This window comes from Flavobacterium sp. N2820, from assembly GCF_025947285.1.
Classification (GTDB): domain Bacteria; phylum Bacteroidota; class Bacteroidia; order Flavobacteriales; family Flavobacteriaceae; genus Flavobacterium.
In genome coordinates this window covers 57399-78636 of the sequence record NZ_CP110008.1, presented here as the reverse complement: position 1 = coordinate 78636, position 21238 = coordinate 57399, and the positions used below count along the sequence as shown (strand labels likewise).

The 21238-nt window shown below is 29.8% G+C and carries 23 protein-coding genes, 1 other RNA gene and 1 pseudogene; 12 read left to right on the top strand and 13 right to left on the bottom strand.

The features are described from left to right. The first annotated feature begins 65 nt into the window (after positions 1 to 65). Positions 66 to 965 (top strand): NifU family protein, encoded by a 900-nt coding sequence (locus OLM52_RS00445; RefSeq protein WP_264549196.1) that lies wholly within the window; start codon positions 66 to 68, stop codon positions 963 to 965. 61 nt (positions 966 to 1026) lie between these two features. On the opposite strand, the gene OLM52_RS00440 is transcribed toward OLM52_RS00445, so the two are convergent. From OLM52_RS00440 to OLM52_RS00430, 3 genes are all read right to left on the bottom strand, one after another. Next, positions 1027 to 1293: a heavy-metal-associated domain-containing protein gene (locus OLM52_RS00440; RefSeq protein WP_264549195.1), complete on the bottom strand. Its 267-nt coding sequence runs from the start codon at positions 1291 to 1293 to the stop codon at positions 1027 to 1029. 76 nt (positions 1294 to 1369) lie between these two features. Beyond that, complete coding sequence (locus tag OLM52_RS00435) at positions 1370 to 1783, bottom strand: YeeE/YedE family protein (protein ID WP_264549194.1); 414 nt, start codon at positions 1781 to 1783, stop codon at positions 1370 to 1372. A gap of 4 nt (positions 1784 to 1787) precedes the next feature. After that, positions 1788 to 2354 (bottom strand): YeeE/YedE family protein, encoded by a 567-nt coding sequence (locus OLM52_RS00430; protein WP_264549193.1) that lies wholly within the window; start codon positions 2352 to 2354, stop codon positions 1788 to 1790. 102 nt (positions 2355 to 2456) lie between these two features. Here OLM52_RS00430 and OLM52_RS00425 point away from each other — a divergent pair, with 102 nt between their 5' ends. The 4 genes from OLM52_RS00425 (at position 2457) to OLM52_RS00410 (ending at position 5199) form a co-directional block, all read left to right on the top strand. Continuing rightward, positions 2457 to 2960, top strand: a complete 504-nt coding sequence (locus tag OLM52_RS00425; RefSeq protein WP_264549192.1) for a DUF4199 domain-containing protein — start codon at positions 2457 to 2459, stop codon at positions 2958 to 2960. 1 nt (position 2961) lies between these two features. Then, positions 2962 to 3423, top strand: coding sequence for a 2-dehydro-3-deoxyphosphooctonate aldolase (locus tag OLM52_RS00420; protein ID WP_264549191.1), 462 nt, complete (start codon positions 2962 to 2964; stop codon positions 3421 to 3423). A 92-nt stretch (positions 3424 to 3515) separates the two neighbouring features. Beyond that, positions 3516 to 4334, top strand: a complete 819-nt coding sequence (gene kdsA, locus OLM52_RS00415) for a 3-deoxy-8-phosphooctulonate synthase (protein ID WP_264549190.1) — start codon at positions 3516 to 3518, stop codon at positions 4332 to 4334. Between the two features lie 19 nt (positions 4335 to 4353). Beyond that, the gene (locus tag OLM52_RS00410) at positions 4354 to 5199 is read left to right on the top strand and encodes a hypothetical protein (RefSeq protein WP_264549189.1); all 846 of its coding nucleotides are present in this window, start codon (positions 4354 to 4356) and stop codon (positions 5197 to 5199) included. A gap of 53 nt (positions 5200 to 5252) precedes the next feature. Here the strand turns inward: OLM52_RS00410 and OLM52_RS00405 are convergent, their stop codons facing one another. Both OLM52_RS00405 and OLM52_RS00400 read right to left on the bottom strand, forming a co-directional pair. After that, positions 5253 to 5603 carry a DUF1801 domain-containing protein gene (locus tag OLM52_RS00405; RefSeq protein WP_264549188.1) on the bottom strand — a complete coding sequence of 117 codons (351 nt, stop codon included), beginning with the start codon at positions 5601 to 5603 and terminating at the stop codon, positions 5253 to 5255. Further along, on the bottom strand, positions 5603 to 5860 hold the full coding sequence (locus tag OLM52_RS00400; RefSeq protein WP_264549187.1) for a hypothetical protein: 258 nt from the start codon (positions 5858 to 5860) through the stop codon (positions 5603 to 5605). The genes OLM52_RS00405 and OLM52_RS00400 overlap by 1 nt, the downstream gene beginning before the upstream one ends. An 84-nt stretch (positions 5861 to 5944) precedes the next feature. Here OLM52_RS00400 and OLM52_RS00395 point away from each other — a divergent pair, with 84 nt between their 5' ends. The 6 genes from OLM52_RS00395 (at position 5945) to creD (ending at position 9492) form a co-directional block, all read left to right on the top strand. Further along, positions 5945 to 6568: a hypothetical protein gene (locus OLM52_RS00395; protein WP_264549186.1), complete on the top strand. Its 624-nt coding sequence runs from the start codon at positions 5945 to 5947 to the stop codon at positions 6566 to 6568. Between the two features lie 124 nt (positions 6569 to 6692). Further along, positions 6693 to 6929, top strand: coding sequence for a hypothetical protein (locus tag OLM52_RS00390; RefSeq protein WP_264549185.1), 237 nt, complete (start codon positions 6693 to 6695; stop codon positions 6927 to 6929). A 30-nt stretch (positions 6930 to 6959) separates the two neighbouring features. Further along, entirely contained in the window at positions 6960 to 7256 is a 297-nt protein-coding gene (locus OLM52_RS00385) for a winged helix-turn-helix domain-containing protein (RefSeq protein WP_133606851.1), read from the top strand. Between the two features lie 56 nt (positions 7257 to 7312). Continuing rightward, positions 7313 to 7768 (top strand): hypothetical protein, encoded by a 456-nt coding sequence (locus tag OLM52_RS00380; RefSeq protein ID WP_264549184.1) that lies wholly within the window; start codon positions 7313 to 7315, stop codon positions 7766 to 7768. A gap of 100 nt (positions 7769 to 7868) precedes the next feature. After that, complete coding sequence (locus tag OLM52_RS00375) at positions 7869 to 8186, top strand: hypothetical protein (RefSeq protein ID WP_264549183.1); 318 nt, start codon at positions 7869 to 7871, stop codon at positions 8184 to 8186. Between the two features lie 10 nt (positions 8187 to 8196). Further along, entirely contained in the window at positions 8197 to 9492 is a 1296-nt protein-coding gene (gene creD, locus OLM52_RS00370) for a cell envelope integrity protein CreD (RefSeq protein WP_264549182.1), read from the top strand. A 196-nt stretch (positions 9493 to 9688) separates the two neighbouring features. On the opposite strand, the gene OLM52_RS00365 is transcribed toward creD, so the two are convergent. Next, complete coding sequence (locus tag OLM52_RS00365; RefSeq protein WP_264549181.1) at positions 9689 to 11470, bottom strand: MFS transporter; 1782 nt, start codon at positions 11468 to 11470, stop codon at positions 9689 to 9691. 218 nt (positions 11471 to 11688) lie between these two features. Continuing rightward, positions 11689 to 12891, bottom strand: coding sequence for an NAD(P)-dependent oxidoreductase (locus tag OLM52_RS00360; protein ID WP_264549180.1), 1203 nt, complete (start codon positions 12889 to 12891; stop codon positions 11689 to 11691). Between the two features lie 154 nt (positions 12892 to 13045). Here OLM52_RS00360 and ssrA point away from each other — a divergent pair. Continuing rightward, positions 13046 to 13443: a transfer-messenger RNA gene (gene ssrA / locus OLM52_RS00355) on the top strand. Positions 13444 to 14011: 568 nt separating this feature from the next. Here the strand turns inward: ssrA and OLM52_RS14320 are convergent. The 6 genes and pseudogenes from OLM52_RS14320 to OLM52_RS00330 form a co-directional block, all read right to left on the bottom strand. Further along, positions 14012 to 14932 (bottom strand): annotated as a pseudogene (locus tag OLM52_RS14320) (recombinase family protein); the annotation flags it as partial. A gap of 233 nt (positions 14933 to 15165) precedes the next feature. Next, a complete protein-coding gene (locus OLM52_RS00350; protein WP_264549179.1) occupies positions 15166 to 16074 on the bottom strand; it encodes a hypothetical protein in 909 nt (302 codons plus the stop codon). Positions 16075 to 17147: 1073 nt separating this feature from the next. Continuing rightward, a complete protein-coding gene (locus OLM52_RS00345; protein ID WP_264549178.1) occupies positions 17148 to 17942 on the bottom strand; it encodes a hypothetical protein in 795 nt (264 codons plus the stop codon). A gap of 117 nt (positions 17943 to 18059) precedes the next feature. After that, positions 18060 to 19121 carry a hypothetical protein gene (locus OLM52_RS00340; protein ID WP_413614423.1) on the bottom strand — a complete coding sequence of 354 codons (1062 nt, stop codon included), beginning with the start codon at positions 19119 to 19121 and terminating at the stop codon, positions 18060 to 18062. 15 nt (positions 19122 to 19136) lie between these two features. Next, positions 19137 to 20369 (bottom strand): DEAD/DEAH box helicase, encoded by a 1233-nt coding sequence (locus OLM52_RS00335; RefSeq protein ID WP_264549176.1) that lies wholly within the window; start codon positions 20367 to 20369, stop codon positions 19137 to 19139. Continuing rightward, positions 20336 to 21235 (bottom strand): DUF1837 domain-containing protein, encoded by a 900-nt coding sequence (locus OLM52_RS00330; protein WP_264549175.1) that lies wholly within the window; start codon positions 21233 to 21235, stop codon positions 20336 to 20338. The genes OLM52_RS00335 and OLM52_RS00330 overlap by 34 nt, the downstream gene beginning before the upstream one ends. Positions 21236 to 21238: the final 3 nt, after the last annotated feature.

Below are 21238 nucleotides of genomic sequence, written 5' to 3'. Positions count from 1 at the left end.
ATTAAAAAGACAAATATAAACATTTGAAAATATTTTGTTCTTATCTTTGCGAAAACTATCATAAAATGCGTGTAATTTCGATAAAAATAACAAATAACCCTTCGATTGTTAAATTTGAACTAGATGAATTCATTGTCAAAAGTGAAAACTTTGAGTTTAAAAACATTGATGAAACAAAACAATCTCCATTAGCCAAACAATTATTTTTCCTGCCTTTTGTAAAAACGGTTTACATATCAGGTAATTTTATTGCTATTGAAAAATTTTCAATTGTAGAATGGGAAGATGTTCAGGATGATGTTGTTAGTCAAATTAATGATTTTATTGCCAATGGTGGAGAGGTTTTAAAAATTGAGGAAAATCAGAACAAAAAACAGCCAATCACTATTTATGCAGAAACCACTCCTAACCCATCCGTATTAAAATTTGTATGCAATAAATTGTTAACCAAAACAGCTTTGGAATGCAAAAACATTGATGAAACTTTAGCTTCGCCACTTGCAAAAGAATTATTCAAATTTCCATTCGTTAAGGAAGTTTTTATTGATGAAAATTATATTTCTATTACAAAATTTGCTATAACAGAGTGGGATGAAATTACGTTAGAACTAAGAACATTTATAAAAGAATATATTGAGAATGGCAAAGTTGTTATTGATGAAACAGCGATTGTAAAAACCGAGATTCACCAAAAACAACAAGAAGCTTATTTTGACACTTTAGACGTTACTTCACAACAAATTATTAATATTATTGAAGAATATGTAAAGCCAGCTGTTCAAAGCGATGGTGGAAACATTATGTTTGAATCATTTGACGCTTCTGAAAAACGTGTTAAAGTAGTTTTACAAGGCGCTTGCAGTGGATGTCCTTCTTCTACTTTTACATTAAAAAATGGCATTGAAAACATGTTAAAAGACATGCTAAAAGACAACGACATCAAAGTTGAGGCAATTAACGGATAAAATAATCAATTTACAAAATTCAAAAACCTTCAAAACATAAATATTTTGAAGGTTTTTTTGATTAACTCATTTTTCCAATCGCACAACTCACATAAGATTTGGCTTTTGAACCTAAACTATTAAGCGCTCCATCTTCTGGATAACCTAATGTTTTTAATTTTTCTTTTACTGCTCTAAGTTTTTCTTCTGTTGGATAATCGAAAGAAACTGAACTCTCTTCAACATTTACATTTACCTCTTTTACTGCATCTATCAGAGAAATATTTTTAGTAATTGTATTGGCACAACCGCCACATTTTAAATTTTGAATATATAAGGTAGTTTTCATAATTATTCATTTATCTATAACAAATTTACAAAATCTACAACCAATATAATATCTCTTTTATTACTTTAACTTAATTTTAATGAGGCAATCTATCTTTTAACAAACCATAGATATAAGTTCCTAGTAATGCACCGATTAAAACTACAGCAATTGCATAAGTACCTGTTCCCAATAAAATAAAAATTGGTCCAGGGCAACTACCAACCAATGCCCATCCTAATCCAAAAATTGTTCCGCCAATTACATACCTCCAAAAACCTCTTTCTTTTTCAATAATCTTGATTGGAAGTCCATTAAAATCTTTTAATTTTTTCTTTTTTATGAATTGTAATCCAACAATTCCTGTAAAAAGAGCTGTGCCTATAATTCCGAACATATGAAACGATTGAAAATGAAACATTTCATAAATTCGATACCAAGAAACAGCTTCTGCCTTAGTTAAAACAATTCCGAATAAAACTCCTGTTAGAAAAAAACGTGCTAGCTTCATAAATTTATGTTGTTTTAAAAATTAAAGGCAAAATCAAATGCGCCATCAACAAACCTCCAATAAAAAATCCAATGACCGCTACCAAAGAAGGCAATTGCAAATTACTTAATCCAGAAATAGCATGACCTGATGTACAACCGCCAGCATAACGTGTTCCAAAACCAATTAATAATCCTCCCATCAATAAAATCGCGAATCCTTTTGGTGTTTGTAATGTTTCAATGCTAAAAATTGCATCTGGCAATAACTTTCCGTTAGGTGCTTCAATTCCGATTGCTTGTAATTGAGTAATTGTATCAGGATTTAAAGAAACCCCTGTTCCATTTGACAAAAAATGATACGCTATAAATCCACCAACAATTGCTCCTAAAACAACAGCTAAACTCCATTTTTGTTCGCGCCAATCTAATTTAAAAAAATCGGTAAATTTTCCAGCTCCTGCCATAGAACACAAGGTTCGCAAATTAGACGACATGCCAAATGTTTTTCCAAAATAAGTTAAAATAAGCATTGTAACTCCGATTAAAAAACCAGAAACTGCCCAATGCCACGTTCCATAGATATATTCCATATTTTTTTTGCAATTTTGTACAAAAATAGAAATTAAGATTGGTTTTGGTAACAAATGTTACAAATTTGGCTAATTTTGAAGCAACAAAATACTATTAAAAAAATGAAAAAGTTTAAAATAGAAATCAAATGGGCTGTTATCATGTTAATTATCTTTTTGGCTTGGATGACATTAGAAAAACAATTGGGATTTCATGATGAAAAAATAAAATGGCAAATGTTTTTTACGATGCTTATCATTTTTCCAAATTTTATATTGTATTATTTGGCTTTGAAAGATAAAAAGGAAAACTTTTATATGGGAGATATGAATTGGAGACAGGGATTTATTTCGGGTGTTGTCATTTCATTTGTTGTTGTAATTTTTAGCCCGATTACACAATTTATTACTCATGAATTCATTACCCCAAACTATTTTGACAAACTGATTGCGCTCTCAGTAGAAAGCAAAAGATTAACATTAGAAGAAGCGAAAAGTTATTTTAATTTAACAGCATATATTTGGCAAAGTATTTCGGGCGGATTATCTTTTGGAGTAGTTATTGGCGCGATTGTTGCATACATTTTAAAAACAAAAACACCTGATTCAACTAGTAAATTAAAATAAAATGAAGTATTTTTTTTCAATAATTACCGCCCTATTATTAACCGGTTGTGTGAGCACAGAATCTACCTTAAAAAACGTAGACAATACTGCTAAAAGACCTTCATTTACTGATGGCAGATACATTTTAACAGAATATGCACAAGACAGTAAATATGGATTTGATCCTGATTATCCAGTAAATATTGGATTTATTCATGACAAGCAAGAAACCATAAATATAACTTATTATTTCAATGCCTTGGAAGGTCCAAATGGTGAGAAAATCAGTTTCAAAAAAGTTGACACTTGTTGCCCATTTCCTACCAAAAACAATACCATGGGCGCTGGAACTATTGGGATTTATGAGGTAACTTTAGAAGGAACAACAAAAAAACTAACGATGTATTTTAATACTTTTGAAAAAGGAAAAATACTTTGTCCGAAAGGATTATCATTAAAAAAATTCCCAACACGTGATAAATAATAAAAAATAAATAAAGTGTAACATAAGTAACCTTTTAAACTGCTGTTTAGAAGGTTTTTATTTTTATCTTTGCAACTTCAAAATCAACACAAATGAATTTACAAAACATACCTCAAATAAAACATACTGAGAGTGGCAACTTTTTCTTATTAGCTGGACCTTGTGCTATTGAAGGTGAAGAAATGGCTATGCGAATTGCTGAAAAATTAGTTTCTGTTACTGATAAATTACAAATTCCTTACGTTTTTAAAGGATCTTTTAAAAAAGCTAATCGTTCAAGAATTGATAGTTTTTCTGGAATTGGAGACGAAAAAGCGTTGAAAATTTTACAAAAAGTTTCTAAAGAATTTGGCGTACCAACCGTTACAGACATACACACAAACGAAGACGCTGCCATGGCCGCTGAATATGTAGATGTATTACAAATTCCAGCTTTTTTAGTTCGTCAAACAGATTTAGTAGTAGCTGCTGCAAAAACAGGAAAAACGGTGAATTTGAAAAAAGGACAATTTATGAGCCCTGAAAGCATGAAACACGCTGTTCAAAAAGTATTAGATTGCCAAAACGAGAATATTATGGTAACTGATAGAGGAACAATGTTTGGTTATCAAGATATGATTGTTGATTTCAGAGGAATTCCTACCATGCAAAATTTTGCAACCACTGTACTGGATGTGACCCATTCACTTCAACAACCCAATCAAATGACAGGAGTTACTGGTGGTCGACCAGATATGATAGAAACAATTGCCAAAGCTGGAATTGCTGTAGGTGTAGACGGAATTTTCATCGAAACACATTTTGACCCATCCAATGCAAAAAGTGATGGTGCAAACATGCTACATTTGGATTATTTCGAAGGTTTAATGACCAAATTAGTAGCGATTCGTAAAACCGTAAATCAATTTTAATTTTTTTTTATAACTTCAAATGAAGCAACCATTTTTAATGGCTGTACTAACTTTTTGTGTTTTTTCACAGTACACCTTTTCACAAGAAACAGTTGAAAATCCTGAAAAATACACGAGTAAAAACAAAGGTAAATTTTATATTTATTGGGGCGGAAATCGTGAATCATATTCAAAATCTGACATTCGTTTTAAGGGAGCAGATTATGATTTCACAATTCACAATGTTTCTGCACATGACAAACCAAAAGGATGGCATTGCGATTATGTCAATCCGGCTCGTATGACTATTCCTCAGACAAATTTTAGAATAGGCTATTTTATAAATGATCATTACAATATTTCAATTGGGGTTGATCATATGAAATATGTTATGTATAATGACCGAAGAGTAAATTATACAGGTTATTACCCAAATCCTGGAAACTATAATGAGAATCCAATCGATGGTCAGTTGACTTTAGATGAAGATTTTCTTACTTTTGAACACACCGACGGACTGAATTATGTAAACACTGAAATTTCTCGTGTGGATGATATTTCTTCTTTGTTTAAATTACCCAATACTGATAAATTCCAAATTAACATTACAGAAGGATTGGGCGCTGGACTGTTATATCCAAAAACAAACACCACACTTTTAGGAAAAGACAGATACGACGAATTTAATGTGGCTGGTTATGGATTGTCTGCAAAAGTAGGTTTGAATTTTACTTTTTTCAAACATTTCTTTATTCAAACGGAATTAAAAGGGGGCTACATCGACATGAATAATATTAGAACTACAAAAAGTTCAGCAGATTCTGCGGAACAAAATTTTTGGTTTTTCCAACGCGTTATTGCAATTGGAGGAATATTTAGAATATAGTTTTTTATAAAATATTATAAAAAGTCACGCGTTCTAAAAGAATTCGTGACTTTTTATTTATAAAGTAATTTTGATTCTGAAATAACATCGATTAAAACAGTATTATCAATTGTTTCAATCGAAAAATAGCGTAAAGATTTAACCGTATTCCTATTTTCGTCAACTAAGGCATCTTGATTTCTTTTCAACTGAAATCCCTTAGCAAACCCAACATCTAAAAACCCTTTTTTTCGATTTGGTGCCAAATAACAAAATGGTTTTTTCTTATAATACACATATGGAATTCCCCATTTAAAAAGTAATTCAGATACTGAAAGCTCTTGCTCAACCACTGATAAAACATGCAACATCATAACTTGATATTGTGCTGGCTGACGAAGTATGTAAGCTTCAGTGGGTTTCATTATTCTTTACCGATAGTTGAAATTTCACGCTTAAGATTAGCTTTTGCTATTAGCTTATTACCGTACTTAAATAAACTAAATGTCGCCCAACCCATTCCTAAAACTCCTAAAACAATACCAAAAATATAACCTGATATAAACGCAGCATCTTCATCTGTATGGTTGCCAATCCTTTTTATGGCAGAAATAGTACTAAATACTAAACCTATTAAAATAAATATACTAACTCCTTTTAAAAAATAGCCTAAAAACTTCATTTCAATTTTTTTTTCAAAAATAATCTAAAAACATTTGGTCAGCAAATAATTTATTATTTACTTTGTAATTCAAAGTACTTTAAAATGGAAAACGAGAAATATCTTAACGACATCACAGAAATCAAAAATTTGATGAACAAATCATCGCGTTTTATTTCCTTGAGTGGTTTATCGGGAATTTTGGCAGGCGTTTATGCTTTAGTTGGCGCTTGGTTTGCTTATAAAACCATTTATTTTGACACCTCTACACTGGGCGCTTATCGTGATTTAATCATTTCTGAAGCGGCTGTAATTCGATTACTTGTTATTGCAACTTCTGTTTTAGTATTATCTATTACAACTGGAATTGTGCTAAGCATCAGCAAAGCTAGAAAAAGTCATGAAAATGTTTGGAATACCGCATCTAAAAGATTGGTTATCAATTTCATGATTCCACTAGCGACAGGTGGATTTTTCATTATCTTTTTAATCGAAAAAAACATATTTGGACTTGTTGCTCCTTTGACTTTAATTTTTTACGGATTAGCTTGTGTAAATGCTAGCAAATATACTTTGGGAGACGTTCGTTATTTAGGAATTACGATGATTGCCTTGGGATTATTATCAACTTGGTTTTTAGGTTATGGATTATTATTTTGGGCATTAGGTTTTGGCGGTTGCCACATTTTATACGGAAGTTTAATGTATTTTAAATACGAGAGAAAGTAATATGCATTTTTTAATTGGTTTTAGTTTACTCTTCCTTTTGTGCATTTTTTGGTTAAGAAAGAAAAAAATAAGCTATTTTAAAATAATTGCAACATCATCAATCAGTTTTTATCTAATATCCATTTTGTCGTTACAATATTTTGATTTTATTGATAGACAAGAATTAAGAAAAATTGAGTTAAATAATAATGGTAAAATTGACGGAAATGAATACAAATATGAATACGAACAATTAGAAGAGGAAATAATTCAAGACAATGGAACAAACCAATTTTATATTTTTGGCTATCCTTTTTGTTTAGTTTACTCAATTATCATTGTTTTATTTTTTTACATCGTAACAAAACTTTTAACCTTTTAAACCTCAAACTTTAAACCTTTAAACAAACTCATGCTAAACATCATCCAAAATATCAACAAAGCCTTTGATCACCGAATTCGTTTGGGGATTATGTCGGTATTGATGGTGAATGAAAGTGCCGATTTTAATATGTTAAAGGAGCTGTTAGGCGTAACTGATGGTAACTTAGCTTCACACACAAAAGCATTAGAATTAGAAAATTATATTCAAATTGAAAAACAGTTCATTGGAAAAAAACCAAATACAAAATATAGTGCAACAAAAGAAGGGAGAATTGCCTTTACTTCACATATTGAAGCGCTTGAAAAATTAATTAAGAAAAGTTAAATCTATTTTTTTATCTATATACTTTGAATTTCAAAGTACTTTTAAATTTAATAAAAATGAAAGAAATCATAATTGAAACCTTATACCGAATCATCAAAGTACCTTATCAATTTTTATTTAAACAAACTAAAGCTTGGGATATTACCATACAAGATTTTCTAAAACTTCCCCAAGACAGTTTGGGATTTCATTATGGTTGTTTTTTGTTAAAATACAATTTCAATATTCAAGCAAGTTTAGAAGAACACGATGTGTATCATGTTATAACAAACACAGGAATTTCAGTCAAAGATGAAATTGACATGCAGTTTTATTTATTAGGAAATGGAAAAAAAAGCCCGTTTGTATTTATTGTAATTGGCACTGGAATACTCTTCTACCCTTTTGAATATCAAAGCTTTTACAAAAATTTTAAAAGAGGAAGAGAAGCACATCAATTTTATGACTTAGACTTCTTTAAAATGCTTTCTGTACCTCTTTCAACTATTCAACAAACCTTTAATATTCGATAATATGAATACATTATTTTCAATTATTATGACATTGCTCATCAGCCTATTCCATCCAAATAATTCACAATAAATATCATTAATAAATTAAAACCATTAGCCAATGGAAAATAAAATTTTAAAACTTCCTTTCCCCATTCAAATAGCAATACTTTCATTTTTATTTGGTACTATCTTATTTATAAGCTATTTCATATTTCCAAAATGGGATAATATACTATTTGTAGGAATATTGTATGTCTTGGCTGCTCTATTTGTAAATATAATAGTTGTAATCAATCTGTTTATAAATTTTATTACAGAACCTTCTCAAAGAAAAAGTATTGCCATTCAAACTGCAATTGTAGTAACAAATATTCCAATTTCACTTACTTACTTTTCAATTATTATCTATTCAATCACATCAAATTCACCTTTTTAAATTAAAAATCATGGAAACACAAATGCAACAAGAGCCAAAAGTATCTTTTTTTCAAACCACAACCGCCAAAATGATTATGGTGGGAATTTTAACTTTAGTGTTATTAATTCCGCTAGCCTTAGTGCAAGAATTAATAGTTGAGCGAAGTGTGCGACAAAAAGAAGTCATTTCAGAAACCACATCAAAATGGGGAAGTTCGGTTTATTTTTATGGTCCAATTTTAAAAATTCCGTACAAAGATCCAATGACTGGAATAAATAATTACGCCTACTTTTTTCCAGAAAATTTAAATAATAAATCAGAGGTTACAATGGTAAAACCTTTGGAACGAAGCATTTATAAATCAAATGTGTTTACCACAAAAATGCAATTTGACGGAAAATATAGCCAACCAAATTTTGCTTCTAAAGGAATTCCAGCTGAAAATATTTATTGGAATCGAGCCAAAATCATGATTCGAACTACCAATTTAAAAAGTTTAAAAGACGAAGTAAAAATGAAAATAGGCAATCAAGATTTAGCTTTTGAATCGGTTGCCAATGCAACAAATGATAGTATTGAGAGCCTGGAAACCAACTATTTTGATTATAAATCGCTTCAAAACAACACCCAATTCAATTTTGATATTTCGTTCAACGGAAGCAAACAAATTAAAATGGTTCCTATTGGAAAAACAACTGATGCCAAAATAACTTCTAATTGGAATTCGCCGAACTTCAACGGTAACTTCTCTCCTATTTCAAGAGAAATTACAGACAAAGGTTTTGCTGCAAATTGGAAAATACTGCACTTTAATCGTCCGTTTGCACAACAGTATTTCGATATTTTACCCGAATTAGGAAAATATGCATTTGCTGTTGATTTTATTACTCCAGTAGATGAATACCAACAAAACGAACGCGCTTCAAAATATGGCTTTCTAGTTATTGGATTGACCTTTTTAATCTTCTTTTTAATTCAATCGATTAGTAAAATCAACATTCATATTTTTCAATATTCGATGATAGGCATTGCACTAATCATGTTTTACACCTTATTGATTTCCATTACTGAACACAGTAGCTTTTCGTTTGCTTATATTGTTGCTGCAAGTTCAGTAATAGCGTTGATTTCATTGTATTCTATTTCCATTTTAAAAGACAAAAAGTTTCCGCTATTTATTGGTGTTTCGTTAACTGTTTTATACACATTTATCTTCGTTATCATTCAATTAGAAGATTATGCATTGTTAGTAGGAAGTATTGGATTGTTCTTGATATTGGCAGCTGTGATGTATTTCTCGAGAAAGATTGAGTGGAATAAATAGTTTTTTGAAGCGAATGGCTTAGGCGTTTTTGAAATTCATTTTCCTGCTTTTCGTCATGCACGGCATTTCCTTCAATCAGGGCTAAAAAGCCAATCATTTGATTAAAAATCAAAACTCCGAAAGAAATTTATTTTCAATCGGAGTTTTATATTTAAAGTTAACCACTGTATACTAAACACTGATTACTGAACACTAATTAATGACTTCCTTCCACTTCAATTGCATCTACATCAATGTTTTGTTTTTTCAACAAGCCTTTTACTAAAATTGCGAAAAGCGTTAAATAAGCAAAACAAACAACTGCAATTATATATGATTGATGAATTCCGATAATATCAGATAATTTTCCTTGAATTGGAGGAATAATTCCTCCACCTAAAATCATCATCACTAAAAACGCAGAACCTTGAGAAGTATACTTTCCTAATCCAATTATAGACAAACTAAAAATGGATGGCCACATAATACTACAAGCCAAACCACCTGCTAAAAAGGCATAAATGGCAACTGTTCCAGTGCTAAACAAACCAATTAACATGGCAATAACTCCAAATGTTCCGAATATAGTTAACGTTCTAGCGGGTTTATCTTTACTTAAGAAGAAAGCGCCAATTTGAATCAAAACACAGAAAATATAGTAATACAAAGGTTTCATGTCTTTTCCTGAAAGGATATTTACACCTAAAATAATTCCAAAAGCAATTAATGGAACCACAATTAATGCTATGGTCTTTTTTGTGCCTTGCAAATTGAAAACGCTAATAGCTCCTGCCCAACGTCCAATCATCAAACTTCCCCAATACATAGAAATATAGGGCGCAATATCAGATGATTGTAAGCTACCAAATTCTTCTAATTTTAATAATTCTCCTAAATTACTTCCAATTGCTACCTCAACCCCAACATAGGTAAAAATAGCCAACATTCCTAAAACCAACTGTGGATACTGCATAGCTCCCCATCCTTCAGATTTCTTTTTTGCTGAAGCATAAGAAAACATCAAACCACCTACAACAACCAATAAAGCCCCAGAAAGCCAAAGCATTCTCTCTCTTTCAATTGCCTTCTTTAGAACTACTAATTGACTGTTTTTATTATCTAATGTTTCTTTATAAATGGCTAATTCATCACCCGTAAAATCTTTTGTTTTTTGGATGGCATTTTTGGATTTAGCATAATTCAAATCATATTCTAACGTTTCAATTTTTTTAGCTTCAGCACTTTTATAACTTTGAAATACTGGTGTAAACATTACGCCTAATAAAACTGTCATGATTACCAAAGTTCTCAATGCTTTATTCGCTTTTTCCATAGGTTCATTTGCAATTCCGCTTGGTACTTTTTTAGAAAAATAAAATAAAGCCGCAGCTGCAACGAATAATAATCCAACACCAATATATAATAATACAACCTTACTTAATTCTAATGCTTTAATTTGGTCATCTGAAATTGATTTTGCAGTACCAAATAAAGCCAATGCCACTACAATTGGTCCAATGGTTGTCCCAAACGAGTTGATTCCTCCTCCAAGATTTACACGACTTGCTCCTGTTTTTGGATCACCCAATAAAATTGCAAACGGATTGGCAGCGGTTTGTTGCAATGAAAAACCTAAAGCTACAATAAACAATCCAACTAACATTCCGGCATAAACACTTGCTTCAACAGCAATAATCATAGCCCCAGCACCTAAAGCCGAAAATAATAATCCATAAACAATACTTTTTTTATACCCCCATTTACCTACAATATCTTTGCCTGATAAATCACCAAAAGCAAATAACAATAATGCACCAACATAATAAGCGGTATAAAAAGCAAAATCAACCAACTGTGATTGAAATTGATCTAATGAAAAATAACTCTTACAAAATGGAATAAAAATACTATTCCCTGCGGCGATAAATCCCCAAAAGAAAAACACTGTAATTAATGTATACAATGCTGGATAATTTGTTTTAGTTTGGTTTGTACTCATAGTTTTTAGTTTTGTGCTAATTTAAATGAAATCCTTTAGAACTACAAAATAGCAATTCGGTAATTATAGATAGAATTAATTGCTAAATATACATGCAATTATGTTTTCAATTATAACTATTGAGAAATTTTATTAACGAAAACGTTTGCGATTCATTAAATGATGATTGCTAAAAATAAAAAATCCCGAACAAATCGGGATGTATTACATTGCTTTTTTTATTTACCGTCAACATAGTCTTGCAAATAGGCAAAACGTTGTGTCAACTTTCCGTTTTCGGTCATTTTGGCTCTTTCTAAAATACCGTCTTTGTCACCGTTAAAAAAAGCTGGAATTACATGTTTCATAAACATTTCACCAAAACCTTCACTCGCATCTTTTGGTAATTCACAAGGCAAATTATCAACAGACATTACCATTATTGAAGCAGGATGCGTGTATGAAACTTCTTTGTGTTCACTTGGTAAATATCCAAAAAATGGTTCTGCAATAGTTGAAGCCTTTAATGTACAAGCCACTGGACCATCTACATCGCAAGAAATATCAGCCACTACTTGAATTTTATTATCTGGTGCTTGCAACATTTCACGTGTTAAAATGTCGGGCGCACCATTTCCATGAAAATGCCCCGCCATAAAAATATCTGCCACTTTAGAAAAACGTCCAAAATCGGAAGTATAATCTTGTGGATTTTTATAAAAATCTTCGTTATTTAAAACTTGTCCGTCTATTCTTTTGTTGTAATCCAAAACATCAATTTGGACATAAACAGGTTCAGAATATTTTTTTGTTAAAAAATCAGCCACTGCTACCTGTTTGATTTTCATACCATCCAAAATTTCTTTAGCTCCCATTCCTACTTTTCCGTGTCCGGTAAGCACAATTTTTATATTTGGAAGGGTTTGTCTTTTTAAACGGGTAATCAACTCATCTTTGCCACTTAGCGTTTCGGCTTTAGCCAAAGTAAATAAGTCATATTTAATTCCGAAAGCTCTAAAACCATTGTATGCACCAACAATTCCAGCATATCTTCCAAAACCAATTAGTCTTCTGTTATTTGCATCAACAATTGTTTCATGATCATACAATTCGATATTTTTTTCAAGTATTGCTTGAAGTAGTTTTCGATTGTAAGATTGTTTTTTTATCGTATGCGAAAAGAAAAAGTATTTTTTATTCGGAATTAAAGCATCAACTGGCACTTCTTTCACACCAAATAAAACATCACAATCGGTTACATCTGTGTCAACTTTAATGCCTAAATTTTGGTATTGTTCATCCGAAAAAATGCGTATATCTGAACTTTCAACTTTTACAACTGCCTCAGGATGTTCCGATTGTAATCGAACCAATTCTTCTGGAGTAAAAACAACTCTTCTATCAGGGGGATTTTTTCTTTCTTTTATAATACCAAACTTCATTCTAAAAATATTTTGTAACCAAACATTTGATTAATGTTACAAATATAACTTTTTACCTTTGTTTGCACAACAGTTTTTTTTATTGAAAAATTGATAGTACTTTTGGCTCACTTTTTGATGAATATACAATTCAAAAAGCTATTTTTTTCACATTGGGGTCGACTGGTTTTGACAGCGAGTGGAATTGATTAGTAAGCACGTCGAGCGTTGTATATTTAGCTCGTAAATCCAAATGTACAAACCTATAAACGGCGAAAATAATTACGCTTTAGCTGCTTAATCTGAATTATAGTAAGATTTGCCATGTTCCTACTAGGTAGGAAAGCTGGATTCTCCTCAAAAGCCTTGGTTTATGGCGGTTGGTTTAGGAGAACCGTAAAAGTAAACCTAGGAATGGTAATGCTTTAAATCCGTTCTGACACTGATAAAGCTAAGCTAAAAGTGGCGGTTTCTAGCCTTGCTTTTGGTCGAAAATTTAAGAAGAAACTAAGCGTGTAGAAACCTTTTTGATTGCTTGTTTGGACGAGAGTTCGATTCTCTCCGACTCCACTAAAGTGGACAACTCCAAATTTTGGAAGTTTTGTCCACTTTTTTTATTTCCCAATTCGCTATTAATCAACAACATACATCTAAGTATATCGTTTATTCTTTGAGTTCGACATTTGTTTTTAAAAAAATAAATTTTTTCTGGAAATATCGAACTTAGTATAGCTTGTTTCTCTTTAACTCCTCCATTCATATAAAAACTCTCAAGATTATTCAAAAAATGTATTCCTGATTTCAACCAATTATTATACTCAAAACTAGTCACTTGAATTGAATCTATTTTATCAACTAAATCTCTTTTTACATTTTCATAGCGTTGCATGGTTTGCATATAATTTTCTTTATCAATATTTCCATCAACATACAAATCTTGTAATTTCTGAATGCGATTATTTTGCTCATTTAATTGAATTGATAATTTTTCTTTTGATAAACTACTTTCTTCTGATTTTGATTGAAGCATATTTTTTATCATTAATTCATACAAAATTTTTGATTCTTGAGTGAATTTAAATTCAGAAAGTATTGATTCAACGTTTGAATTGACAATTTCAGCTGAAAAACGCTCTTTGTGACAATTATTACAATGATAGTAAGAATATCTTCTGCCGGTAGCACTTTTTGATTTACTTGCTGTTAGCTTACTTTCACAGCTTGAACAAAACAATATTCCTCTTAAAGGAAATTCTTCTCTTTGAAATGAATATCCTATTTTTTTATTTGATTTTTTACCGCTTAAAACTTCTTGTACATTGTAGTATAAATTTTCAGAAATAATTGCGTCATGAATACCTTCAATAATTTGTGTAGGTTCATTTTCAAATTTTGGAACAATTATTTTACCCATGTAAAATGGATTTCTTAGTAATTTTGAAAAATTACTTCTACTAATAATTACTCCTTTTTTTCTTAAATCTTTAATTATATCACTTTGTAATTTTCCTTCACTAAAATCTTTAAATGCATTGTGAATTAAAGTTGCATTGTGACTAAGAATTACAATTGGTTTATTCTTTTCATCTCTTGAATTTTTGTATCCAATTGGAGCCATCCTTGACCATCTTCCAGATTTTAAAGCAGCTCTAATTCCCCCTCTAATTTTAATTGACCTTCTATCATTATCAATCTCTGGAATGGCCAAAAAAATAGCTAACATTGCCTTATTTTCAGGAATACTCATGTCAATTGGTTGTTCGATTGCCTGAACCTCAACCCCATACTTTTCTAAAGTTCTCATCATAATTAATGAGTCTGTTAAATTTCTGGAAAATCTATCCCAAGATGTAATCAACAATAAATCAATACTGTTCTTATTCTTTTTTAAAAAACTGAGAAATTTTTGATATTCTGGTCTATTAAAATTTTTAGCTGAATGGTCTTCTCTATATTCTTTTACAATTTCTATATTATTGCGTTTACAATAATTCACCAATTGTTCATATTGAATATCTAAACTATATCCTTTAGCTTGTTCATCACTACTTACACGACACATTATGACTGCTCTTTTCATAATCATTTTTTTTATAAAATTCTTCAACAGTTAATTTTGCATAAAACTCTAATAACTCTTTAATTTCTCTAATATTCTCGTCTGAATATTTAACTCCTTTTTTGTTTAATATTTTTTTACATTCTTTAAATGAAACCATGTTTATTACACATGTGCATCACTTTCGCTTTCTACGATAAGCTTACTATTTATTTATAGATCTGAGTTATTCAGTATCATAATTTTATTTTTTCGGTATCTTCAAAGTTTACTATATTTCCGTTAGCAATATCTATAGTTATCTTTTTATAATCCGCCTTTTTAATGTGATTGATTATTTTGCTTTCTAAAGCTACTTTTTTTATTGTAGTAACTTCAATTAATTCAATATTTCCTGTCTTGTATTTTACTTTTAATTGTTTAATTTTTTCAAAATTCTTTCTTATAATTTTTAATAACTTACTTTCTTGTTCCGTAAGTATCATTGTAAATAAATTATTTTTTATATCTTTTCTATTACTTAAAAATTTAGAAACATAATTACTTATTGGAATATTATAGAACGGAAAATTCAGAAAATCATCAACTAAACTTCTAACATTAGAGTTACTATATTCTTTTAACATTGTATCAGAAAAAGGAAGAAAATATTGCGATTCATCTTTTCTTATAAATAAAGAAAGTTGCTCACCTGTATAGATTATATTTACAATAAAAATATCTAAAAGATTAAAATTAAACTCTTTATGAGGATCTAATTCATTTAACTCTTTATATAGTTGAGAATACATTTCAAACTCTGTATTTCCTATAATTTTCTTTATCTCATCAAATAGTGCGATGTAATCATTTACTTTGAATTTATTTACAAGTACTTTTTTTAATACTATTATATCTTCGTTGTTACATCCAAAATCTTTTAACTGTTCTACAATTTTTATCCAAACATATTCAGAATAACTAATTTTATTCCAGTTTCCTTTTTCTGCTTCGTTGTATTCTGAAAGCAAATTAGATCTTTCCCAATTTTTTATATCTGAATAAACTATGTCGATCTCTGTTTTTAAAAACACCTTTTCCTGAACTTTATCAAATAAATCAGGAGCTTTCTCTAAAACGAAAAAGTAATCTGCAACGTTAATCATAGTAATATTTTTTAAGACCCTACGAATTTATATAAAAGTTTGTAATAAAACAAACTTTTATATAATAATCTGAAAAACAATAGAAACCAAATCTTTATAGGTAAGCTATAGGTCACAAATAGATATAAACAGATGAAATTATAGATTAGTAAATAGGTCGGGAAATCTATGCAAAATAGGTTAACAAATAGATAAAGTATCTATCGAAAAATAGATAAGAATAGGTCGTAGAGAAATAATTGAAAATATAGATTAGAAAATAAATGTATAATAGATAATGAATCTATGGAAAAGTAGATAAGAATAGATTAAAAGAATAATTGAAAAAGTAGATTCGAAAGTGAATGAAATATAGATAATTATTCTATCGAAAAGTAGATAGGAATAGGTCAAAAATAAATCAAAGAAATAATTGAAAAATTAAGTTCGAAAATAAATGTAAAATAGATAAATAATCTATCGAAGAGTAGATAAATATAGGTCAAAAAAATAGTTGAAAGATATAGGTCTAAAAATGTGATTTTATAGATATACTATAGGTCAAAAATAGATCAAAAGAATAATTAAAAAAGTAGATTCGAAAGTGAATGAAAATAGATAATTAATTTATCGAAGAGTAAATAAGTATAGGTCAACGAAATAGTTAAAAAAATAGGTCTGAAGATAGAATTTCATAGATATATTATAGGTTAAAATAGATAACATAGATCATGATTAAGTTTAAAAACCACCTACTAAAATTAATACGTTTTAAAACATATTAATTCGGAATAATATAGATAATTGCACATCTATAACCTATGTAAAGTTTTGACTAAAATGATCTATATGAAAAACAAAAAAAACTAGTATATCACCTATGAAGACACTAGTTTTTCTTTATAACTCATAGGTCATTAACCTTTCAAAGTCGGAATTATCGCTCTGAAACTCTCCAAACCTATTTCTACGTTTTCTATGATTTGTTCTGCAAATTAAAAATATATCAAAACAGTTCATTCAGCAGCTGATTTTCTGTAGGAAAATCTGGAAGTAGCAATTGAAGCAAACGGCTGTTAGGTGCAGTGCTTAGTTTACAAATTTTGATATTCACATGTCATTTCTTCCAAGTTGATATGTTCGATTCTTGTTGCTAGAATGCAAACACTTGAAGATGGCCATCCCCAGATAATTGCTGTAACTTCAGCCATCGATGGATCCCATTCAATTTCTTTTCTTTGGCATTCAATGCGTTTAGTGTTCCATAGCAAGGATCCACTGAACCCATGTGGATCAGGAAGTGGTACAGAAGGTTCTCTAGTTTCTACTAATTCAGGAGGATAAGGAATTGATATATGGTATATTGGATCTGCGTGTTCTATGTTTTCAGGAAATGTACATTCCTGCGTCAAAAATGGTGTTCCACGACTGAAACAATTGTCAAATACTATTTTTGATCTTTTTCCACTAAAGCCAGCAAAGAAAAGCAATTCACCCTCAACAGGAGAATGCTTGTTTGCAAATCTTTTTATTGGAATTGCTTCTCCTTCACATTTATGTTCTGACCATGCCACCTTTTCAATTTTACAAATAGCTACATCAATTGGCAAAAGATCGCTAATGAATGGTTTGCGTATATTCAAGATATCATTGCTACCCTTGAATGAATGAGTAAGTCGATAGTCTTGGTTGTATTTTGCTACATGTTCATTCGTAATAATAAATTGTCCCTGAGAATTTTCGAAGTATGATCCCGATCCATGTAGTTTAATGTCGTTTTCATCTTCATCTCTATATTTCCAAATCGGTGTAATGAAAGACTCCACATGATCCTCCATTCTCACCAAAGTATCGTTACATATTTCTAGCCATTTTTTTTCTTGACACATTGTGAATCACTTTTATGTTTTGCATTGCACCTAACGTTTTGCAGCATGGCGAAATGACGGATTTAGAAGTACAAATGTTCAATTTAGCACTGGACCCGCCATTTTGGCAAACTGCTGTTAGGCGCTTGTGCTTTTATCTGTTCCGTTTATAATTGTTTCTATTCTGTCAAATATTTTCATTTCGTAATTGTCAAAATTAGCTTTAATGTCTTTTGATTTTTCTTCGTTTTCGTAATATTCTAAAACACTTGAAGGTACTCCATAATCGCTCGCAATTCTTCCGTTTTCAGTCAAAGCATTATATTCAAGTTTGACCAAAAGCCTGTCAATACCAGCAACATCTTCAAACTCTTTACCATTGTCTTGAGCTTGAATGAAGCGATACATAACATTAAAGACTCCAAGGTATTTTACAACCTGATATTTTAGAGTATTATAAACAAATTCGGCTGTGTCGGAAATCGCTTTGTCAATTTTTACATTTTGAGAAATCTTATACTTAATTGAACCAATAAAACCGCCTGTCAAATAGAAATGTAGTAGATGAGTCAGTGTAGAATATTCACCATTTAAACCTTTATAGTCTATTAAGAATATAAGTTTTTGATTTCTTACAATTGGGCGGATTACTTTCAAGATCACTTGAAAACCATCATAATCAATGTCCATTTTGTAATTGACAACTCTAATAAGTGTTTTAATTGATTCTATTTCGGAAGCTGATAATTGCTTGATTTCATCATAAATCGTAATCTTATCAAGTCTACTTACAACTTTGTACAAGTTGAATATCTCATCAGGAATTCCTCTTTTTTCTTGTTCTGCTTTTATATTTGTTTTTCTATCTCGGTCTGTTTGTGAAAGAAATTCGTCCTTTGAATAAAATAAATCTATTTCGTCTTTTGGTGCTTGTAAATCATAATTTTTGTGTTTGATTCCTTCGGGTTTAGATTCAATTGCTTTCATAAAGTCATTTTGAAGAACGATAACTCTTCCAGAATAATGATATAAAAAGCGACCTGCTCTTCCAGCAATATTTTTAGCATCAAATTTCTTAAGTTCTTTATCTCCTTTTTTACTATGAAGTACAATTAAATTTTTTGCAGAGGTATTAACACCTTCTGTAATTGTAGTTGTTGACAATAAAACCTTTAATTGACCTGAATTAAATAATGAGATTATCTCTTTTTGAATTTACTTTGGTATTAAACCGTGATGAACACCAATTCCTTTTTGCAATGCATTTATTATTGTCCAATCTTTGCTGAAATTTTTAGATATATGTTTTATAAAGTCTGAATAATCATTGTCTGAATGATTGTTGAAAACATCTGACTCTAAAAGTGTTGTAGCGTATGATTCTGTGTAATTTCTTGTCGAACAATAAATGATTGTATTCTCATTTATATCATTTATTTTTTTTACAATTTCAATTAATTTATCCTTCTTCTTATTGGTCTCAAAATCAAATTCTAAATATTTATCAACATCAATATGCTTTTTAGACTTAATATCTTCATATGATTTGCTTACAATTTCATATTGATTGTAATTTTTTAATTCAATTTCGTTTTGAGTAAGAAATTTATCAAATGAAGAATTATATCCTGTTTTTTGAGAATCATAAAAATCAATATATGGACCAGCTAAGAGAACATCAACATTATTTTCTAATGCATAAAACACAGATAAACGATATGCAACATCTCTTTCATTTTCTTTTACTTCTTCATCAAGCAAATATTCGTTGTCAATTTTATAAATCTCATCAACAAAGGCAAAATTAAATGTTATACTAGTAGGATTTTTTTCTTTGAAAGATAAAAACCGTTCAGGTGTGTAAATAAATAAATTATTTTCTTCAAATTCGGTTACTTCACTTAAAGTGTGAATTTTATATTTTCCTCTAAAATATTCATAGTTATCATGGGATATTAACTTTTCGAGATTTTCAGAAAGTAACGCAATAGTTGGAAAAATTAGAACTACGTTTTTGTAGTCCATTTTTTTAATGATTTCAAAAACAATATGTGTTTTACCAAACGAAGTACTTGCTGATAAAAAATATCTATTCAATTTTCCTGTTTGAAACAAATCCATAATTTCCATTTGATATTTATGGACTTTTGAATTCTCAGCTGTGTGTAAAGTACTTTCGTAAAGCAATGAGGAAAAAGTGTTTAAATTATATTCTTCTATTTCTGTTTCTTGATTGAATTGGCTATTCAAGATGTCAAAATAATGTGGTATTCCTGCAACATTTGAAATGTATTTTAGAAATTTTAAGTCAGATTGATTTAATGTGTCATTTTTTATTTCGTTGAAATAATCGCATACGAATTTAATAAGAATATCATCAGATATTTCTTTTGAATTGAATTTATTGATTTGTCTTAGGACATTAGTGGTTTCTTCAATTCTATCCATTTGATTACTTCTTGTTTAATTAATTTTACATCTTTCATTGGAACCAAAATAAAAAAAATAGAATAGTCAACTGTTATACTGAAAGTATTCGCTGTGTATTTTTCTTGAATATATTTTGGAATATTTTTAATGCTATCATCATATCCTAAATCGTTTTCTTCGTACAATAACATTACTGGATAAACCAGTTTCATGTTATGTTGCTTAAGCTCGTCAATTATAGATAAATATGGGTTTTCTTCCCAGTCTTTTATGACTGTTTCAATTTTAGAACCTTTATAATGGAGATTATTAATTTGGTTTGAAATTGCAAATACATTTGTTTTCAAATAATCGTCCGAAATAGCTTTGTCAATATTTTTAAATATACTATCAATTCCAGTTTTATATTTTTTATGAAATTTAACTTCTCCAAACCAAAGTTCCGTTTGATTATTGTTTTCAATCAAATGGTAAGAATCATACCCTTTTGTTTCTGAATTTTCTAATGGATTATAAAAGTATCCTCTCGCAATCAAAGGTTGAGACTTAAATAAAACATACAACACACTAAACAAAACTACTTCTCCTAAAAAGCCATATTTTACTTTTTGGTCAAGATCTAAATCTGGATTATATTTTAATCTTTTTTGTAAGGCTATGTAGTGTAATTTGTCATAGTCCTTGTTTTCAATTTCAAATTCATTAAATGAATATTCTAATATGGAGTTATAAATAATTTCGGTGAAGTCGTTTTTGTCTATTGATTTGAAACATTGGTCATTGTCAACTGAAACAATAGTCTTTGATATTCCTGCTGTTGTATTTGGCAAGTCATATTGGTAAACAATTGTTTTCTCTATAAGGTCAAGTAATGATTGTCTCATTCG